Origin of the sequence: Vibrio xiamenensis (assembly GCF_900100015.1) — a bacterium.
Taxonomy (GTDB): Bacteria; Pseudomonadota; Gammaproteobacteria; order Enterobacterales; family Vibrionaceae; genus Vibrio; species Vibrio xiamenensis.
In genome coordinates, this window is the sequence record NZ_FNDD01000003.1 from 44,098 (window position 1) to 64,744 (window position 20,647).

The 20,647-nt window shown below is 47.7% G+C and carries 14 protein-coding genes; 6 read left to right on the forward strand and 8 right to left on the reverse strand.

Annotated elements, in window-relative coordinates; translation table 11 throughout:
- Positions 1-459: an NfeD family protein gene (locus BLS03_RS03450; protein ID WP_093269734.1), complete on the forward strand. Its 459-nt coding sequence runs from the start codon at positions 1-3 to the stop codon at positions 457-459.
- 219 nt (positions 460-678) lie between these two features.
- Here BLS03_RS03450 and BLS03_RS03455 read toward each other — a convergent pair whose 3' ends face one another.
- The gene (locus tag BLS03_RS03455; RefSeq protein WP_093269736.1) at positions 679-2,448 is read right to left on the reverse strand and encodes a family 43 glycosylhydrolase; all 1,770 of its coding nucleotides are present in this window, start codon (positions 2,446-2,448) and stop codon (positions 679-681) included.
- 778 nt (positions 2,449-3,226) lie between these two features.
- On the opposite strand from BLS03_RS03455, the gene BLS03_RS03460 reads away from it, so the two are divergent.
- Complete coding sequence (locus BLS03_RS03460) at positions 3,227-4,342, forward strand: hypothetical protein (protein WP_143015590.1); 1,116 nt, start codon at positions 3,227-3,229, stop codon at positions 4,340-4,342.
- A gap of 48 nt (positions 4,343-4,390) precedes the next feature.
- On the opposite strand, the gene BLS03_RS03465 is transcribed toward BLS03_RS03460, so the two are convergent.
- Positions 4,391-4,999 (reverse strand): TetR/AcrR family transcriptional regulator, encoded by a 609-nt coding sequence (locus BLS03_RS03465; protein ID WP_093269740.1) that lies wholly within the window; start codon positions 4,997-4,999, stop codon positions 4,391-4,393.
- 111 nt (positions 5,000-5,110) lie between these two features.
- Here BLS03_RS03465 and BLS03_RS03470 point away from each other — a divergent pair, with 111 nt between their 5' ends.
- Complete coding sequence (locus tag BLS03_RS03470; RefSeq protein ID WP_093269743.1) at positions 5,111-6,313, forward strand: MBL fold metallo-hydrolase; 1,203 nt, start codon at positions 5,111-5,113, stop codon at positions 6,311-6,313.
- A 90-nt stretch (positions 6,314-6,403) separates the two neighbouring features.
- On the opposite strand, the gene BLS03_RS03475 is transcribed toward BLS03_RS03470, so the two are convergent.
- Positions 6,404-7,771: an 8-oxoguanine deaminase gene (locus tag BLS03_RS03475; protein ID WP_093269746.1), complete on the reverse strand. Its 1,368-nt coding sequence runs from the start codon at positions 7,769-7,771 to the stop codon at positions 6,404-6,406.
- 215 nt (positions 7,772-7,986) lie between these two features.
- Positions 7,987-8,193: a hypothetical protein gene (locus BLS03_RS03480; protein WP_093269749.1), complete on the reverse strand. Its 207-nt coding sequence runs from the start codon at positions 8,191-8,193 to the stop codon at positions 7,987-7,989.
- Positions 8,194-8,548: 355 nt separating this feature from the next.
- On the opposite strand from BLS03_RS03480, the gene BLS03_RS03485 reads away from it, so the two are divergent.
- A complete protein-coding gene (locus tag BLS03_RS03485) occupies positions 8,549-10,099 on the forward strand; it encodes a sensor domain-containing diguanylate cyclase (RefSeq protein ID WP_093269751.1) in 1,551 nt (516 codons plus the stop codon).
- Between the two features lie 38 nt (positions 10,100-10,137).
- Here the strand turns inward: BLS03_RS03485 and BLS03_RS03490 are convergent, their stop codons facing one another.
- The 3 genes from BLS03_RS03490 to BLS03_RS03505 all read right to left on the reverse strand — a co-directional run bounded on the left by BLS03_RS03490 (position 10,138) and on the right by BLS03_RS03505 (position 15,812).
- Positions 10,138-12,795: an alpha-amylase family glycosyl hydrolase gene (locus BLS03_RS03490; protein WP_218121992.1), complete on the reverse strand. Its 2,658-nt coding sequence runs from the start codon at positions 12,793-12,795 to the stop codon at positions 10,138-10,140.
- 712 nt (positions 12,796-13,507) lie between these two features.
- Entirely contained in the window at positions 13,508-14,194 is a 687-nt protein-coding gene (locus BLS03_RS03500) for a response regulator (RefSeq protein ID WP_176765509.1), read from the reverse strand.
- Entirely contained in the window at positions 14,187-15,812 is a 1,626-nt protein-coding gene (locus tag BLS03_RS03505; protein WP_093269757.1) for an ATP-binding protein, read from the reverse strand. The genes BLS03_RS03500 and BLS03_RS03505 overlap by 8 nt, the downstream gene beginning before the upstream one ends.
- 259 nt (positions 15,813-16,071) lie before the next feature.
- Here BLS03_RS03505 and BLS03_RS03510 point away from each other — a divergent pair, with 259 nt between their 5' ends.
- Together BLS03_RS03510 and maeA are read left to right on the forward strand one after the other, a co-directional pair.
- Positions 16,072-17,316: a 2-hydroxycarboxylate transporter family protein gene (locus BLS03_RS03510; protein ID WP_245696565.1), complete on the forward strand. Its 1,245-nt coding sequence runs from the start codon at positions 16,072-16,074 to the stop codon at positions 17,314-17,316.
- 9 nt (positions 17,317-17,325) lie between these two features.
- Positions 17,326-18,906 carry an oxaloacetate-decarboxylating malate dehydrogenase gene (gene maeA, locus BLS03_RS03515; protein ID WP_093269762.1) on the forward strand — a complete coding sequence of 527 codons (1,581 nt, stop codon included), beginning with the start codon at positions 17,326-17,328 and terminating at the stop codon, positions 18,904-18,906.
- Positions 18,907-19,034: 128 nt separating this feature from the next.
- On the opposite strand, the gene BLS03_RS03520 is transcribed toward maeA, so the two are convergent.
- A complete protein-coding gene (locus tag BLS03_RS03520; RefSeq protein ID WP_093269765.1) occupies positions 19,035-20,585 on the reverse strand; it encodes a methyl-accepting chemotaxis protein in 1,551 nt (516 codons plus the stop codon).
- Positions 20,586-20,647: the final 62 nt, after the last annotated feature.

Below are 20,647 nucleotides of genomic sequence, written 5' to 3' on the forward strand. Positions count from 1 at the left end.
ATGAATGGATTACTCGATTACCTGCCAGAACTATTAATGGCCGCGGGGATTGTCGCGCTGGCAATTGAAGTCGGGTTATTGGGGTTTTCGACCTTTATTTTGTTTTTTGTTGGCGTGGCGGTGTTTTTAACTGGTCTCGCGATGGAGTTCGGCTGGCTAGAGGCTGGTGTGAACCAAGCGATGTGGTCAAGCATAGTGCTGACGTTTATGTTAGCGCTGCTACTATGGAAACCACTTAAAGCGATGCAAAACCGCAGCGTAACGGACGAAACCCACTCCGATTTTGCCCAGCAGACGTTCGTGTTGACGGGCGACATCGACCGTACTTCAGATGACGTGTTATACGCGTATTCCGGCATCAACTGGAAAGTACGCAGCCAAACACCGCTTCGTCGCGGTCAAACCGTGAAAGTGGTCAAAACGGAAGTCAGCGTGATGTGGGTCGAGCCAGTCGAATAACTTCACTACCCGAAAACTACACGACACAAAGAACGTCACGACTGACCGTGCAGGTGCAAAACAACAATAAAAAAGCGGCTCAACGTATTGGCCGCTTTTTGTTTTTCGTCTCACGATAAGAGGTTTACGCTAAAGAACTGGCTTGCTCAGTGCCCCATTGCTAACCACAAAAACAAGTCCAATCACCATAGCGCAGACCGTTACTTTGCATCACGCAAGTTACTCAACATCGCGTAAATAGAAGCGCTGACAAATGTTATCCAGATCGGCGTAAACACCTATCGCGATGCCGTCATTGAGATCGCAGTTGGTGAGATCCATCACCTTCTCGCTGGCTTTAGAAACCAAACGATAACCGCCCTCGTCGCGTGGACGCAGATACCATTTGCTGGTGTCGTCGCTACAGTTGCCAAATGCCGTGCTGTTGCCACTGACGTTCAAGCAATGGGTTGGTTCACTGTCTGGTACCATGGTCACCGTGCCATCTTGCTGTGGTTGTAGCCACCATTTTTGGCTGGTTTCATTGGTCCATGGCTGCTGCTCGGTAGAGCTGCTAGTCGCGGTCAACACTTTGCCACTTTGACCGCTGACAATTGCCACCGCACTCAGTGGTGAGAGGCCAAATTGGTCACAATCATCGCCGCTACAACCGCTGGCGGTAAACACGCTTTCATCCGCGCTATTGGTAAAAGTTAATAAACCATTGTCGTTAACACTGACTGTCCATCTTTGACAGGTTTTATTTTGCCAAGGTAAAAAGCCCTGCTCACCAGCACATTCAGCGCCAGTTAAGAACTGCCCGGCATAATCCGCTAAACGTACAGTGCCATCGGGTAATTGATCGACAATCAGTGGTGTGCTGCCTTGCAACGCTAAGCTGGTGTCATCATCACTTGACTCTGTGGTGTAGTGATTAACACGCATCATCGGCGCTTCTGGCATCACCCACATTGGGCCATTTTCACCAGATGGCACATCGATTTCGACGCCACTTGCCACCGGCTCACCAAAGTTTGGCGTCCCATCATCATTCCAAGTAAAGGGTTGGGCGCGCATCGAACGTAGCGTACTACAGCCGTCATCTTCACCAGCATTACCGTGATAGACCAACCAATCTTCGCTGCCATCTGGTGAGGTAAAGAAGCCGTTATGGCCTGGGCCATAGACACCATTCGCTTTGGTAAATACGGGTTCATCGGACTTAGTCCAAGCATCAGGATCGAGCGGATCGTCGCCCGTCAATTCAAGCAAACCAAGTTTGTAATCTGGCGTTGCGCAGTAGCTTGCCGAGTACACCACAAACACCCGACCATCGTGAATCAAAGGCTCAGGCCCTTCGTTAACGTTTAAGCCAACGCGCTCCCAGTCTTCACTTGGGCGAGTCAGCAAACTGGCTTCGCCACTCACCGTCCACGGGTTTTCCATTTTAATGATGAAGTTTTTCTGTTCATCGTCTTGCCACTGGGAGTACATCAAATACAACTGATTGTTGATGGTGATGTAACTGCCGTCGATGTTGTAACTATCTGGCATTGGCGAGCCTTTGTATTCATAGGGCCCCATAGGATCATCACCAACACTTTCCAGTACCGACTGATGTTGATAATCATAAGTGCCACTGCGACCACTGGTGTAAAGCACATACCAGCGCCAACCATTTGGACCATTTAAACGATGAAACTCAAATGCCCAAAAATTACAGCAGCGATCTTCGTTAGTTTCAGACCAAATATTCACTGGCGTCGCATCGGCAAGCCCGGCCAAAGTTGGCGATTTGCGCATTTCCAATTGCGAACTCCATGTGGTGGTCGTGGAGTAGTAGTTTCCGTTGTAGTACATCAGCCATGGGTCAGCGCCATTTTCATACACTGGGTTGGTAAACGTCGTCGATTCGGCCTGAACGCTGCAGGTTAGCAGGGTGATCACGGCACTAAACAGCCCAAACAACAGTGACTTAATCACGCGGCAGCGGTTTATTGAGTGCAACATTTTTATTCTCCGCAGGGGTAAGAGGTAAGTTATTGTGATACGAAGTAACCAACCTAAAGCAGATAGAGAGAGGGGGGAGAAATAGATACAGCAGCATGTTAGCTCAATATCATAGTTGGCTACTTCGAGCTCAAACTATATATCAAACTAATAATCCTTAAAATATAACTAATATTATTAGTGATCGAGATCTTAATGGAAATTTAAATTATGTGCCGAGCAGTAAAGAATCATGAAATATTGATAAATTACAGTATTTCATTAATAACAAAATAATCAAAAATATCTCATGCTAATTTTATTATTTTATTTTTAAAAAATAATACTTAGGATAATTAGCACTGAGTTTGTTTAATCTTTCCTATCGACATCCCGTCATGCCATGGTTAATGGCACACCTATAAGCTCATGATTTATATAGTAAGTATACATTTCTTAGGGCCATACAGTCACATTCCCCACTGATTTCAACCGCTTTCTCAAGGTGTAATCAGACAATTCTCACTCCCCATATTGCTCATCAACCAGCGTGCTTTGATAAAATTCCTTTATCATAAAAACACCAAGGTAACCCATGAAAAAAGTTGCTATCACTGCATTAATTAGCCTTTTTTTCGGATTTTTAATTCATTGCGCTTATATCATTTTAAATAGTAACGATCTGACTAATAAAGAATTAAAAGACTTTAATTCTTTTATTTCTGTATTTGAACTTTCAAACCAAAAACTATTTTTAACCACGCAACAATTAGAGACCAGTCTGATCCAAAAGCCGGTCATGCTTGAACAAACATCGACAGCGCTGACGCCGCTATTAAACGAGCAAAAAATTACCGCTCAAGATGCAACTATGCTCAATAGCTTGTTTGCCCTTAGCCAATATTCGGCGCAGTTTTTTACTCATCGCCTTTATGGCGAAATGAGTTTGCATTCATCGTTGTCTAATACGCTGTTTTCACATTTCGGATTCTCACTTGGCAAACCCAATTTTGAATATCGCCGCTGCGATACGACCGTTTTATGCAGTGAAATACCAAAAGCGTTAGGACAAGCTTCGCACTTGTACCACAGTTTGATCATGCGCCAACATCAGCCGTCGCTGATCACCGTCGCAGCTATTGAGCATCAGCAACAAAAAGTGGCGCAGCTAATGTTGGAGATCCCACTGCAAGCATTTTTTACCCAGCCTATCGTTGCAGTGCCATCACGCAGTTCAAATAAGGTTGGCGTCAATATTTTCCTAACTTCACACCAAAGCCTGAATTACGTGAAAGAAGTCGCGATTAATGAGCGTTTTACTCTGCGCGCGCATATTTCCTATCTCGATATTTGGCGACAAAACGGCTATCTCGCTTTGCTGTATGCCTGCGCAATTTTCATCGCGTTAAGTGCAATCAACTTGGCAAAATCACAAGCCAAAGCCACCCGTGTAGAAATCCTTGAGCAAGATTGGTTTGAAGATGAATCGCAGCAGATCTACAACTCGCAGTTTCTTAAATCGGCCATGCTCACTCGCATCATTAACAATGATGTTGAAGATTCGGCGATTTTAGTGCGTTATGGCCATGAGCAAATTACCGCTAAATATGGTCAAGCGATAGCCCAGGATGCCTATAACCATTTGATAACCCAAATCAAAGCGTTTATTCGTAACAGTGACTATTTGATTGATCTGAAAAACGGCGAGCTTTTGATTTACTTGCCAAAATGCTCTACCGATAATGCCGATAAAGTGCTGAAGAAAATTTTCTATAACTTACGTGAGGAGCGCTATAGCAGCGAAGAGTTGCAACTCAAAGCGTTTTACTTCGCGCTGAGCTGCAAAGCAGGAGACAAAATTCAGCATATTCTCGAACTGGCGCGACGTGAAATTGCCAAACAAGCCCAGCAATAATGAATATCGCTCCAGAGGCATACCGCGTCTGGGGCGAATTTTTAACCGTTAAGCCACAGCATAACTGGCGCTAAAGCTGTGCGCTGCGAAATCCACCGCTTGACGAAACTGGGCTTCGCTCGCAGGCTGAGCATGCGCCATCATCATCGGCCAAAATACACTGGCCTTGATGCTACCAACATATTGGTCAATCGCCATCGCAACATCGTCGATACGCAGTTTCCCTGCTGCAATGCCTTGCTCTGCCCACTGATACAAGCCGTACGAATCTTCAATGGCATTAAACTGTGCGCCAAGCTTTTGCGACATCTGTTGATTGCGTAGACACTCGCCAATCACTAAACGCGCCGTGCGTTGAAATTCTTCACTGGTGAGATAGCTCATTTGCAGCGCGGTAATTTCAACAAGCTGCTGCTTGACTGACACACAAGGTTCAAATTGGGGGCGGTGATTGTCATCAAAGCGACAAATTAACTTCCCTACAATAACCTCAAACAACACATCTTTATTGGCAAAATATTTGTATAGAGTGCGTTTGGAGACACCCGCATGTTTGGCAATCCCTTCCATGCTGGCTTGTTCAAAGCCCTTAAGAGAAAAAACGTCAATGGCAGATAGAATGATATCTTCTTGTTTTATTTCACTTCTTTTCGTCATCTCAGCACTTATTAAACATAAAGGTAAACGATGCTGTTTACTTTTTCTGGGTAAGTGCATAAAGTATACACCAACGTTTACTTGTAGCGACAACGCAAAAAGGTCAAATAGATGAGTAAATTCACACAATCCAGTTTGCAGCCCAAGCCTCAAGGCCGTGTTGAACATCACGATCAAAGCGAATCTTTTAGTAGTGAACAGCGCCGCCGGGCTCGAATCGCCGCGTCCGCTCAATTTAACGGCAACAAGGTCATTTCGCGGATGCCAAGCGTACCCAGCGATATCAGTATGATGAACGTGCTGCGCCAGTTTATGTTTGGACGCAAACACTTAAAGCCACAAGTTGAGCTACCCTACCAGCAAGTTGATTGCCAAAAACTGGCGTCTATAAGTGATGAACTGCGTGTCACTTGGCTCGGTCATTCGAGCTTATTTGTTGAATTGGACGGTAAACGTATTCTCATCGACCCGGTGTTTGACTATGCAGCGCCGCGCTTAGCCAAGCGCTGTTTCAAACGTAATGTTCCTGCGCCAATTCAGCGCAGCCAACTGCCGCTACCTGATGTGATTGTGATCTCCCACGATCACTATGACCATCTTGAAGAAAGTACCATTCGCTATTTTGCCCAGCATAAGGTGCGTTTTTTGGTGCCGCTGGCGGTCGGTCGCCACCTTGAGAAATGGGGCGTGGCGGAACAAAACATTCAAGAGCTTGACTGGTGGGAGTCGTACACTCTCGGTGGCATTCACTTTACCGCCACACCCGCCAATCACAACTCAGGGCGTAGCGGCTTTGACTCCAACCAAACGCTATGGTGCTCGTGGGCGATTCGCGGTCAAAATGGCGCGCTGTTTTACAGCGGTGATTCCGCCTATGACAGCCATTTCGCCCAGATCGGCGCACAACTAGGACCATTTGATATCGCGTTTATCGAAGTTGCCGCCAACGTCAAAAGCCAAGCGGGTTATCCAGTGGAAAATTGGGGGCACATGCAGGCCAAACATACACTGCAAGCGTTTAAAGACGTTAACGCGCGGGCGCTGTTTCCAGTACACTGGTCGACCTTTGAACTGTTTACCCACAAGTGGGATGAACCGATTGAAGATTTGATTGCTGGCGCCAAACAAGCCGAAGTGGCGTTGGTGGTACCAATGATTGGTGAGACGTTTGAACCACGGCGCAGCCCAGTGTTTCGCACTTGGTGGCGACAACTTGGCAATGCCAAGTCACCTGTCAATACATTACGCGGCCAAACGTCACGTAACCAAGCGCGCATTACGCGCCCAGATTCGCCTGCCGAGCAATCGATTTAAGCAAGCACGATAACCGAGTAAGCCTTTGGCAGCAAAAGACCAAGCTAAGGCTTGGTCTTTTTTATGGGTAAATATATGAATGGCTTGCGATTACGACTTTGCAGCGGCTGAAAGCGTCGCCAAGCGTTTTGCCGCTGCGCTGTGACGCGCGAGTAACTGCTGCAGATCAACGCCGATCACTTCACCATCATGCACACGCCATTTTCCGGCCACCATCACTCGGTCGGCTTGCTGCGCGCCGCACAGCAGCAGCGCGGCCAAAGGATCATGGCTGCCGGAGAAACGAATATCATCGAGCTTAAACATCGCGACATCCGCTTGATAACCCGGCGATAATTCACCGATGTCATGACGTCCCATCGCCAGTGCCGAACCTTTGGTCGCCCAGCGCAGCGCATCAAAATGGCTGACTTTGGCCGAACCATATTGCAAACGTTGCAGATACATCGCCATGCGCACTTCTGCAATCATATTCGAGCCATCGTTTGACGCCGAACCATCGACGCCAAGGCCGACTTTCACCCCTGCCGCTTCCAGCTCAAGGTTTTTACACATACCCGATGCCAGCATCATATTTGAGGTTGGGCAGTGACTCACCCCAACGCCCGCTTTCCCCAAACGCTGAATCTCTTCACTATTGAAATGAATGCCATGAGCCAGCCAAGTGCGGTGATTAAGCCAGCCCACATCTTCCAAATAATCGACAGGTCGCAGGCCAAACTGCTTAAGGCAGAAATTTTCTTCATCAATGGTTTCGCACAAATGGGTGTGTACCATGACATTTTCTTGGCGTGCAATGTGGGCCGTTTCTTTCATTAAATCGGTGGTCACCGAAAACGGAGAGCACGGCGCCAGCGCAATTTGAATCATCGCGCCATCCCCCGCTTGGTGATAGTCGCGCAGTAAACGCTTACTGTCATCAACGATGGTTTGCTCGGTTTGAATGGTGTGGCGCGGAGGTAAACCGCCCTCATCTTCGCCTAGGCTCATCGAACCGCGGGTAAAGATCGCGCGCACGCCCAGCGCGTTCGCAGCATCGACTTGCAAATCAATCGCATGCTCAAGCCCAGTCGGCAACAAATAGTGATGGTCCGATGCCGTGGTACACCCAGAGCGCATCAGCTCCACCAGCGCCAGTTCAGTGGCAACGCTCATCATCTCTTGATCAAGATTGGCCCAAACCGGATACAAGCTTTTAAGCCAATGGAACAGCTCTTTATTTAGCGCATCAGGATAAGCGCGCGTCAATGTCTGGTAGAAATGGTGGTGGGCGTTAATCAGCCCAGGCGTGACCACATGTTGGTTAGCATCAACCACCGAATCGATGGCGCTGCTTGGCGTGGCATTAAGCGCCACAAGCTCAACAATGGTATTTTCGCGAACCACGATCCCGCCGCGAGCATCCTGCTCATTGCCAGTGTAAATCGCGAGTGGATTCTTAATCCAGATGGTTTCCATTCATTCATAATCCTTAGCCGTTTCAACCATTTCAGGGGAAGCGGACTTATTGTCAAATTCGCCACTTGGCGATGTTTGCACGGTTATAGTGATCGATATGCCGACAAGTCGGCGTAAATAAAGCTCGAAAGCCTTAGCTACCTTAGCATAAGCCAATCACACCCGAATACCATCCGCTGGTCAGTTAAACGATGAAAACCGTCAGTCTTTTATCTTTAGTGCAGCGTTTTCGCCGCGGCCGCCCTTTGACAACGCAGTAGATAGACAATCAAATTACTTGGCAGACGGTGCAAGTCTTCAACCAAAAAATATTGGCCAGACGCTTGTTTGGGAAACACATCGACTAACGGCCAGCGATGGTCAGGAGCGTCGCCGCGGTGAACCTCGGAAACAGTAAAATGCAGTGCGGGAAGTCGAGTCATGGTTTTGCCTCCTATATACCCCATAAAAGACAACGCAAGTGGTATGAGCCAAGCTCACACATACTGTGGTGCTGTTTTATAAATGGGGATCTATTGGTGAAAAAACAACCAGAACCGAGCTAAAACTCCCCTTCATCACACGACATTATTTAACCGGTTTATTCAAGCTGTCCCCCTAACTCTCAATAAACTAGATTTATCAATAAACAGTCACTTCACAAGTGCCGCATTAATACTCTAAATGAGAAAGTAAAAGACAACGCACGGTAAGTCGATATCATAGGGATTTCTTCTAAACTAAAGATGGATCAACCAAGACGTTCAGTCGGTCGTGATGGACAATGAGTAATGTGAAGTGCGTAGACTAAAAAATCTCTCTTTACAGCAGCTGACCTTGCTGATGTCGGTACTGCTGGTCATGCTGTTTCTACTGTTCTACTTTTCGTTCAAAGCTTTTTGGAGCTTTGATCGCGAAGTCAGTGCGGTTGTCAAACGTCAACAAAACGAAGTTGAACGCGTTAGAGTGCTACTCACATTGGCTGAAAACCAGCTAATAACATCGTTGGAAGATTACGCTGCTTGGGATTCAATGATTAAATACACCGAAGATCCCAGTGATGAGTTTGTGATGGATAACATCGGTATAGATGCGACCGAACCAAACTTAGTTGACGGTATCGCCATTTTCGATGACAAGCGGAACTTTATCTGGGGCGGCTGGTATCGCGGCGACACCGTGCAAGAGAAAAATATTCTTGATGAGCGCTCGCAGCCTAAGGTCAACGCGCTGCTCAATCAGGTCAGTGCCTTTCCCGAGCAGTACATTCAATCACTAGTAACTTATACGATTTTTGACAACCAACCGTATTTGCTTGCCGCCTCGAAAATATGCAATAGCCACGAGCGAGATTGCCGCCACGGTTATTTAGTGTTTTTGCGCCAAATTAAACCGATGTTTACCAATGCCATTGCTCTGGCAACGGGTGTCGATCTTTCGATTCAAGTCCTGCGGCAAGGCGCCTTGGCAACGCCTCTTTCCAATCACAGCTTATTATTCAAGCAAGATCCGCTCGGAGACGATCGGCTAACCATCGACATCGGTCATTCGGAGCATCAACCTAAATTCGTCACGCTTTCTGAACTTTCGGCGCTATCGGGTTTTGTCGCCTTGATGATGCTGTTTAATATCGGCGTGGTCTCGATATTGGTGAGGCCGATAAAAGATGCACAAATTGTATTAGAAACCTTTCAGCGTACCGGTGGAAAACTGCCCAATGCCAAAAGCTTCTACTCTAAAGAGATGCGTTCGTTTGCCCATCACATCAATAAACTCATCACCCAATTAGAAGTGCGCGGCGCTCAACTTCAATGGCAGTCATATCACGACCCACTAACGGGCATTGCCAACCGCCGCGGATTATATGACTCCCTTGAACGCTATGTTAATCAACACCATTTTCAGTACATCGCCATTGTGCTGCTGGATATCGACTATTTTAAACCGTTTAACGATAACTACGGCCACTTGCATGGCGATAAGGCCCTCAAGCGCTTAGCTCAAGCACTCAATGATATTGAAACCACTCTGGAATGTTTGGTGTGTCGCTTCGGCGGCGAAGAGTTTTGCTTTGCCTTTGCCAGCGACGCGCCAATTAATATCGAAAAACAGCTGCATATTATTCGTCGCAAAATCGAATCACTGGGCATCAAACATGAATTCTCACCCACCAGCAAATTTCTTACCGTCAGCATCGGCGCTGCAACGCGTAAAGTCACCGACTACGCGCAAGTCGAGCCACTGTTTCAGCGCGCGGACGAAGCGCTGTATGCGGTGAAAAACTCAGGAAAAGACAACTACAAAGTCGACTTTGCTGACACCTATGAGGCGCACGAAAACGCGCAATAAAAAGGGCTGGAAATCCAGCCCTTACATTTATCGACAAGTTAACGTAAATAGGTGCCGTCTTCGCCGATTTTGCCCGGCCCGTTTAGGACATAAATTCCAGCACTGTAGCCTTTGACATCAAAACTGATCGTGCCCCCAGAAACCGTCACTTGGTTGCCCGTCACCGCATCGGTATAGGTGCCATTACGCACGCTACTGACACTGATGGTTTGTCCATCGGCATTAGCAAGGCCAACCACAGCATAACTTTCGCCTTGATTGTAATCACGCACATAGCTAATACCTGAACCCCATTCATTGACTTGGGTGGTCGGCGCTTTTTGCAGCGCTGGCACCGCTTTACGAATCGCGTTCAAACGTTGAATGTGTTTGAACAACGGATAGTTTTCGGTAGTCTGCATATCATCAAGATAAGGGCCATAATAAGCGCGTCCAGTCTGGTCAATGGTGTCGCTGTTACCGGCAATATCTTGTGGCAGCCCGGCTTGGAACATCACTTCTTCACCGTAATAAAGGGTTGGAATACCTCGGTTGGTCCACATTAAGTTGTACGCCATCGCCGCATTGCCTTCCTCTCCGCCATAACGATATTTGAAATCGTTATCAGGGCCGACATCGTGGTTTTGGAAAAACGTCACCAGTTTGGTCGCATCGCCATATACCCAGTCCCATCCAAGCACGCCACCAATGCCACCAAAACTGCCTTTGGTGACGTTATCGCGAAAGGTAGAGAACACCGAGAAATCGAGTACCGAGAAACCAGAATCGCCACCCGCATTTGGATTTGACGGATCTTCCGTGGTGCGCGTGTACCACCACGGACGGATGACGGCGGAAGCATTGTCGTTATCCAGTTCAGAACCAAACCCAGTGCCTTTAACCAAGTTTTCGCCAAACACAAACAGCCCTGGCTTATACGCTTTCCAGTCATTGACGTACTCTAGTAGCTCATTCCGCTCAACGTGCTTGACTGTATCGAGACGGATGGCATCGACGCCCATATCCAAATATTGATGAATCGCGCCATTGATATAGTCCTTAACGTTTTGATTCTCGGTCGCTAAATCTATGGTATCGCCGGCCATGTGTTTATTTTGCAGCGATTCCGGGTTCTCCCAATCACCGCCAGACATAAAGCCATCTTGGTGATACCAATCAGGGTCTAAGGTCGTGGAATCAATACCAAAGAAGCGGTTAGCATCGTAGCCCGCAAGCGGTACCGTGGTGCCAGTTTTTGGATCAACCAGCGGCTCGACACCTTCTGGATCAGAGCTATGTCTTTCTTTAAACCAATCCGGCGCCGCGCTGTTATCGTTGTCATCACGATAATCCGACTGATAATCGCCTAAGTTGCCAAAGTAGGGATCATTGTCAATTTCGCCCTGAGTTGAACCCTCTGGAACGTAGTATTTGATTGGCAAATGGTCGATCCAAACTTGATCACGCAATCCATATTGGCTGGAGTGATTGATCACCACATCTTGAATCACCTTCAAGCCTTTGGCATGGGCCGCATCAATAAAGTCTTGATAGCTGGCGTCGGGTGATTCTAAACGCGGATCAACGGTATAAAAGTCATACGCGTGATAACCGTGATAATCGAGACCAGAACGGTTCTCAACCGGCGGCGTAATCCAAATCGCGCTAAAGCCTAAATCTTGAATGTAATCTAACTTCTCAATCAAGCCTTTAAAATCGCCGCGCCACTGAGGGTCGCCAATTTTGATGCGATCGCGATTGTAGTAGTTATTGCTGCTATCTCCATCGTAAAAACGCGCGGTTAACAGGAAGTAGATGGTCTCTTCACGAAAATCCGTGCTTGAGGTTTGCGTCTCACCGATATAGTAAGTGAAACTTTGCACCTGTTGATTGCCTGAGGCATCCACTGCCAAGGTTTTAATCACTAAGTCAGCGCCATCACCTAAATCGTTAGCCGCAATGCTTTCGCCTTGATAAATATCAGAGCTGCTGGTGGGGTCGCTGCCGTCAATGGTGTAATACAAAGTGGGAGACGCGTCTTGATTATCCGAGACCGTCAGACTGATCGTTTGACCATCTTGGTAGCTGCCTGGCGCTGGCGATGCTGACACACTGGGCGCCTGGGTATCTTGGCTCGAAAGCAAGGTCGCGCTGACTTCTTTGCTGTCGGCGTTGATACAGATTTGATAGTCACTGTCGACATCGACGCGATAATCTTCACTTGGGTAGGCTTCGGTCCAATCGCCATAGTGGTCAACTTTAAAGCGCGGATCGTCGCTACCAAAACTCTGCTCGATGCAATAATTCACATCGTCTGAGGTCGACATTTCTGTGCTAGCCCAATCATTGGGCGTGCCGCGAAAATACCATGTATCGTCACTACTACTGCTATCGTCGTCACAACTGCTAACTTGGGTGACGCTAATACTGGAAGTGCTGCTGTTAAAGATAATTTGATAGCTTTGATTGGCAGTGACCGAGTAATCACTGCTCGGATAGCTTTCGGTCCAATCGCCGTAGCGATCGATTTTAAATCTCGGTCCGCCATCACTATCCCCTTCAGCAAAGGTTTGGCAAGTCTCGAATTCGCTCGAGCTGAGCGTTTCCAATTGGGTGCTTGACCATTGGTTTGGCGTGCCTCTGAAAAACCATTCAGCGTGCGCTGAACCAGCAACCAGAGTCAGCCCAACCATGGTTAATGGAAGTACTTTCATCATTGATTGTCCTTAATTATGTGATGACTTTGGTGCGAGACCGCTCAACACGCATTAAGTCGCAGAAAATAATTCAACGCGTCAGGAGGAAAGCCCTCGCACACGAAGCATTATCTCGATATTGATGACTGTCGATTAACGCTAAGTACTGGGTAATATCTCTCCAGTAAATCGCATTAGAAACATCGCATTCATCAAGCACTGCGGGGAGCAATTATGATGGGGTAGTGAAGCCAACATTGAGGGAGAAGTCTTATTCATATTCACGTTCCGGTTAGGCGTTTATTTCTAGCTTAATATTGTTATGATCAACCACGGGCGAACGTCTCAATGTAACTTTGATGATAAACGTAACCTTGATAATAAACGTTACCTTGGCAGTCAATGTCACTTTGAAAATCAACGTTACCTTGAGAATCTTAAATGGCTGGCGGTGCCGTGTGTGGTTATGACACGAGATATTTGTAGCGACAACCTAAACGATATAAAACAAATATTGTGCTCACAAAATGTACAGACTGATATTTAATCACAATCAAATAGAGTTATTTAGATCGCGATTTGTAGGGGACAAACCGCTTATTTTATGACTTGCACCGTATGTGATGAAGCTGGTCAAAATAAGCGTATTAATTAAATAAAAGAGTAAATAAGGTGGGTGAATAAAAACACCCTTCACCATCGACGAAGAGCATCGGTATTAGCCATCAAAAATTTATTTGTTTAACACAGTGCGATACAAACGCTGTGGGCGACCGCCGGTTTTATAGTTAAGCACTAACTGCACCACACCTTCACTTTCCAAAAACTCAAGATAGCGCCTTGCGGTGACTCGGCTGACATTCATCTGCACGCCAATCTCCTCAGCGGAAAACTCACTTATTTGCTGCTGCTCGAGCAAGGCTTTTAAGCTTTCCAACGTCGTGGCATCAATGCCTTTAGGCGTGTCGCGCTCGGGTTTGAGTGCGCGTTTACGCAGCAGCATATCGATATCACTTTGATTGACTTGCTGCTGGTTAAGCAACTGTTGCTTATAGGCTTTGTAATCTTGCAGCGCTTGAATAACGCGCGACATACGAATCGGTTTAACGAGGTAATCAATCACACCCAAATGCACCGCTTGCTCGACAGTGGTGGTTTCACGCTCGGCGGTGGTCATGATGAAATCGCACTGCGCGCCTTGTTTGCGTAGCCGACGCATAAATTCAATGCCGTTACCGTCGGGCAAAGTGATGTCGACAAAAATCAACTGCGGCTGAAACACCGCATACTGCAGCATGGCATCAGCCACGCTTTCACTTATCGCCAACACTTGAAAATCGCTGTCTTGGTTAACGGTCGACTCCAACAAATAGCTGGCGCGAACGTCATCTTCGACAATCATTACGCTGAAATTAGTCATACTGATTCAAAATTTGTTTATCTAAATAGACACTAAACACTGTGCTCACGGCTTCATTACCATGCGCTTCGCTGCGTTCCCACTCCAAACTGCCGGAGAAAAAATTCACCAATTGATGCACTAGATACAAACCCACACCATGCTGCTCATCACCCGCACTACCCGCTTGTTTGGTCGACACACCGAAATCGAGAATTTGCTTGGCGATCGCACTGTCTACACCGGCGCCAGAGTCGGCGACCTCGACCAGCAAATGTTGGCCACGGTCGCTTAAATACACCGACACCTGTGGTGAATGTTTATCCCGTTGCTGCCAAGCGGCCAGCAATGCGTTATCAATTAAGTTGCCAATAATGGTGATGAGCTTATCGGTCACCAATTTTGGATACTGACCAAGGCGGCTGTCGCTGTCTAACGAGAAATCGACGCCCATATCCGAGGCTTTGTTGAATTTACTCAGCAGCAAGCCAGCAATCGCACTGTCTTGCACATAGTGAACGATATGATTGACGATCGCTTGGTAATTATCGCTCTCTTGCTGAATAAAGCTCACCGCTTGTTGATAATTTTTAAGCTGCAACATGCCAGATAGAGTATTGAGTTTATTCGAATACTCATGGGTTTTACTGCGCAGCAGCTGAGCGTAATTTTTCAAATACATCAGCTCTTTTTCTAGCTCACTGGTTTTCAGGTTGGCAAAAAAGACCACCACATGACCGGTTAACTGCTTAGTTCGATAAATCGGATACAAGTGCGCGCGATACTGAGTTTGCCCGAGTGAAAACTCACCCTGATGGTAGCGACCGCGATTTTCCAACACCAAGTGCGCCAGTGTCGGCGCAAAGTCGCCAAGCTTAAGTTTCTGCTGCTCGCGCTGGGCGATACTTGGGAGCAGTAGCGTTGCCGAGCGGTTTAAAGTGGTGACACTCAAGTCTTGATCGATGGCGATGATGCCATCGCGAATGCTGTCGAGGATCAGCTCGTGCTCGCGAAACTTCGCCACGATCTCTTCGGGCTGATAATCCAAAAAGGTGCGGCGCATTTTATATAGGATCAGCAGCGTCATGGTAATCGCAATTACATACACCAAACCTATCATCAAGCCGATTTCGCGGTACTGGGCCATCACAATGCGCGAGGTTTTTTCAGACAAATAGCCCACGCAGATGGCGCCTATCACTTGACCGTTTTGCATCAGCGGCACAAAGTTTCGAATCGCCAAACCAAGGGAGCCTTTGGCTTCACTGCTATGAATGAGGCCGCTTTGTAGCGTCGGCTCAATGTCTGCGCCAATAAAATGTTTGCCGATACGCTCGCGGTTGGGATGACTGAGGCGCAAGCCCTGGTTATCCACCACCACAATATAAGAGGCATCGGTTTGGGCGCGAATCGCTTCGATGTAATCAACGATGTCTTGCTCGCGATCCTCATTGGCCAGATTGACCGCGGCGACAATATTGCCATCGTGCGCCAGCACTTTCGCCAGCTCAATGCCGCGTTCTTGCAGCCCTTGCTGATACTGATTTTGAAGCAAGAAATAGATAGCGTACAGCACAGTAATCACAACCACGGTTGAGGTTGCGATGGCACTTAACGCTAAATGACTCTTCAATTTCATAATCAGTCACTATTCAAATGTAAACTTAGCGGCGCATTTTCCGTGGTTATCTTTTCCGAGTCAAAATTTATCCAACTTTTGATTAAAAAACCTCAACCTTCCATGAACAAAAGTTACAAAAGGTTTTAATAGTTACATTACCTCAATTCTCAATCTTCCTTGTCGCAAGAGTTGTTAAACTTCGCAAAATTTTTAAAACAACCCTACAAGCGAGTAATATATGTTTAACAATGATGTCATATCTTCACGCGATAAACTCATGATTAATATTGTGTTTGCGCTTTCCGCTGTTGTCATCATGGTTGCGACCATCGAGAACAAAATGCCAAGCGGCCTGATTGGCGCCCTCGGCGTGATGGCTGTTGTCGGCTACATCCTAAACTTGGTCGGTAACAAAACCCCAATCATCAACCAGTACTTTGGTGGTGGTGCGATTGTGGTCATTTTCGGCTCTTCTTATATTTTCCACTCAGGTTTGATTCCTGCTGACACTGTCACCACAGTGACTACGTTTGTTAAAGGTGGCGGATTCCTGTCGTTCTTTATTGCAAGCCTTGTGACTGGCTCGATTTTGGGCATGGAAACCGAAGTCCTTAAGAAAGCAGCACTTAAATACATTCCGGTTATTTTCGGTGGTGTAGCCTGCGCATTCCTGTTTGCAGGATTGGTTGGCGCGATTCTAGGTGAAGGCTTCTTCAACTCTATCATGCTGATTGCACTGCCAATTATGGGCGGCGGCATGGGCGCAGGCGCAGTGCCTTTGGTTGAGATCATGAAAGGCAGCACCGATATGTCAACCGAAGCGCTGATGTCAAAAATGGTTCCAGCACTGGCGATTGGTAACGCGGTTGCGATCGTGATGGCGGGTCTGTTAGACAAACTTGGCAACGCCGTTCCGTCTCTCACCGGTAACGGTAAACTTATGCGTGAGCAACTTGATAAACCAGCACAAGAAGAACATGACGCACCGGCTTCTGTTCAAGCACTTGGTGTTGGTGCCCTGCTTGCAATCACAATGTTTTTGGTCGGCACTTTGCTGAGCTCAGTGATTGAAATGCACCCTTACGCATTAATGATTCTTTTTGTGGCGTTCGTGAAAATCTCTGGTGTGATGCCACGAGAACTTGAGCGCGCGGCACACGCATGGAGCACGTTCGTGGTCAACAACCTAACGCCTGCTCTCCTCGTAGGTATCGGTGTGGTTTACACCAACCTTGACCAAATTGTTATGGCACTCACATGGACCAACCTTGCAATGGTAGTTGCAACGGTAATGGGCGCCATAGTCGGTAGCGCTCTTGTTGGGCGTTTAATAGGCTTCTATCCAATTGAAGCAGCCATTACTGGCGGTTTATGCATGGCAAATATGGGTGGAACGGGTGATGTCGCCGTTCTCGCGTCATGTAAGCGAATGAGTCTGATGCCATTTGCACAGATTTCATCCCGCCTCGGTGGTGCCTTCATGTTGATTCTGGCCACTTTTATTTTAGAACTTTTCTTATAAGGCCTTGTTATGTCACAGATAAACGAATTTAATATTAATTCAAATGCGGGGCTTGCCCCGCTTTCTTCCGTCGACATGTCACTGCAAAATCTTCAGAAAAAGACCGCTCAGATCCGCTTTTCTCTCGATTTGGCAAACAATAACCTGTCGAAGTACTTAACGCTTCGTCATGTTCAAGATCAAAACGAGCGACTGTTTTACCACTACATTCGTGAAAATATTCGCGACAGCCTGCCGTACATTTACACGCCATCGGTTGGCGACGCGTGTCAGAACTACAGCTACCTTAACTTTTCACCACGTGGTTTGTACCTCACTTACCGCGATGGTCAATCGGTAGCGGAGCAAGTTAATCAAATCAATCAAGACATCGATATCATCGTGGTTACTGATGGCTCTCGCGTGCTGGGTCTTGGTGACCTTGGTATTGGCGGCATGGGCATTTCGATTGGTAAATTGTCACTTTACACTGCCGTAGGCGGTATTCCTCCAGAGCGCACTTTGCCTGTGTGTATCGATGTAGGTACCAACAACGAAGCGCTTAAAAATGACCCTCAATATTTAGGTGATAAACAAGCACGTATCGAAGACGATAAGTTTTACCGCTACCTTGATGAAGTGATGAGTGCGCTTGCCGCGCGCTGGCCAAATGCCATCATTCAGTTTGAAGATTTCAGCAACAACCACGCCTACCCGCTGCTGAAAAAATACCAGCATCAATACCGCTGCTTTAACGATGATATTCAAGGCACTGCCACTGTTGCTGTCGCTTCAATCAAACGTGCGCTGACCAAAGCCAACAAACAAGCCAAGAATGCCAAAGTGTTTGTCGTCGGTGGTGGTTCAGCCGGTTGTGGGATTGCGGATCTTATCAATCGCAGCTTTGGATTTGAGCAAGGTGCTGTCTACCTTGTTGACCGTGACGGCGTGTTATTTGCCGATGACCCTCTGAATGAAATGCAAACGCCGCTGGCGCGCCCGACATCTGAGCGCCCTGTAGCCGGCGAACCACTAGCGCTGCTTGAAGCGGTTAAGCACATTCAACCTGACGTGATTGTTGGTGTGACGGGTGTGACGGGCTTGTTTAGCGAAGCGGTAATTCGCGCCATGGCAGAAGGTACTCATATGCCGGTTATCATGCCACTCTCAAACCCAGTTAGCGCTTGTGAAGTAACGCCACAACAAGTTTTCGACTGGATTGGTGACCAAGCGATTGTGATGACGGGCAGCCCGTTTGCGCCAATCGAATTTGAAGGTCGCAGCCATGTCATTTCACAGTGTAATAACGTCTATGTGTTCCCAGGCATCGGCCTTGGCGCACACGTGGTTAATGCCACCACGATCACCGATACTATGCTGCAAAAAGCCATGGATGCACTGGCGAGCTTTGAATGCGCACGCAACACTGACTACGAAGTGTTACCAGCGATTGAATCAACGCTGGATATTTCCAAAGCAATTGCCCACGCGGTTGCCATTCAAGCGATTGAAGAAGGCGCAAGCGCCGAACAAAACCTGACGCTTGAACAGCTGACCCAGCGCATCGACAAAGCATTCTGGAATCCGAACCTAGACACGTTCCACGCCTAAGCGGCTTAAACTGTCACACGCCAATTTCTGCCCGGTGAGAAAAGGAACCTTCCACCGGACAGTCACCCAGCCAACGCCCTTTTTTACTCCACTTTCTTTACTCAACGCCTGCTTACTCAACAAACTGGCTACTCAACAAACTGCTGCATTAGCCGTTTTAACGCTTCGATACCGTCCACCAACTGGCGAGTACGCTGCACTGAGCTTTGCGAATGCTCAGAGGTATGATTGGCCAAACTCTGGATATTGGCGATATTACTGTTGATCTCGCGAGTCACGCCTGCTTGCTGCTCAACCGCGCTGGCGATTTGATGGCTGTTGTCAGCCACTTGCGTGAGTTTATGGTTGATGTCTTTGAGCACCTCACCGGTACTGCCTGCTCGTTGCTGGCACTGGTTAGAAAGCTCAATACCATGCTGCATTGAATCAAACGCGCGCGTCACCGTACCTTGAAATTGGTTGAGCATGGCCTGAATCTCATCGGCTGAATCGCTGGTTTTGGCCGCCAATTGGCGCACTTCATCCGCCACTACCGCAAATCCACGCCCTTGCTCACCAGCACGCGCCGCTTCAATCGCCGCGTTGAGCGCCAGCAAATTGGTTTGCTCTGAGATTTGGCTGATGACGGTTAACACCTGACGAATGTCTTGAGTCTCGGTTTGCAAGGTATCGATGATCTGCTGCGACTCACCCAAAGCACTGACCAGCTGATTAATCGCTTGGTCAGTTTTCGCCAAACTTTGCTGACTCTCAGCAGATTGCAGCGCCGCAGCTTGAGTCAAACCATGGGCATCAGCAGCCGAGTTCGCCACATCTTGAATCGAATGTGTGAGCTCTTCCACCGCCGTTGCCACGCTTTGAGTTTCTTCACACTGCTGCTCTAAGCTACGACCAATGGTTTGAATATTGGCAAACTCTTTCTCAGCCGAGTGCAATATCTGCCCCGACGTCTCTGTCGCTCTGGCAGTCACCGCGCGAAGCTCCGCTTTACGCATCAATAACGCCAGCTCTAAGCGCGAGTAATCATCAAAATGTCCGGTATACGGTTTCTCCATCAATGGATTGACGTACGCTTGCTGTGCCAACTCGCTTAAATGCCGATAACGCTGATGTTGATAAATGGAAGTCGTAAGTAAGCCGGTGCTCACTATCGCCACCAAAGAAGCCAACCATGACGGCGCAAGCACCAATTCCGCGCCGCAGCCCACCAAGGTAAGCGACGATAACCCCACCAATATTTGATGCAGTGGAAAACGCCATTGACGTGATGTTTTCCCGGCTTGCAACGTTTGGTACAACTCCTCGGCGCGCTCGGTTTGCTGCTGGCTTGGCTTTGAGCGTACCGATTGATACTCCACCACGCGGCCTTGCGCATCGCGAATCGGGGTGACAAACGCTGACACCCAATAATGATAACCGCGATCTTTACACTGATTCTTAACCAGCCCCATCCAGCTTTTACCTTGGCCAAGGTAGTGCCACAACTGAGCAAACGCCGCTTTGGGCATATCATGGTGACGCACGATATTATGCAACTCACCGTCGAGTTCCTCGGGCTGATAGCCAGCGATCTCGCAAAAATCCGGATTGGCGTAAGTGATATGGCTTTGCGGATCGGTTGTCGAAATCAGATTAGCGTTCGCTGGGTAAGTTTTATTGCGAGTGATGCGGCTGGTCATTAAAAATTCTCATTCATCCATAAGTGCTAAGTTAACTGCCAAGCCATTTTATAAACGCATTG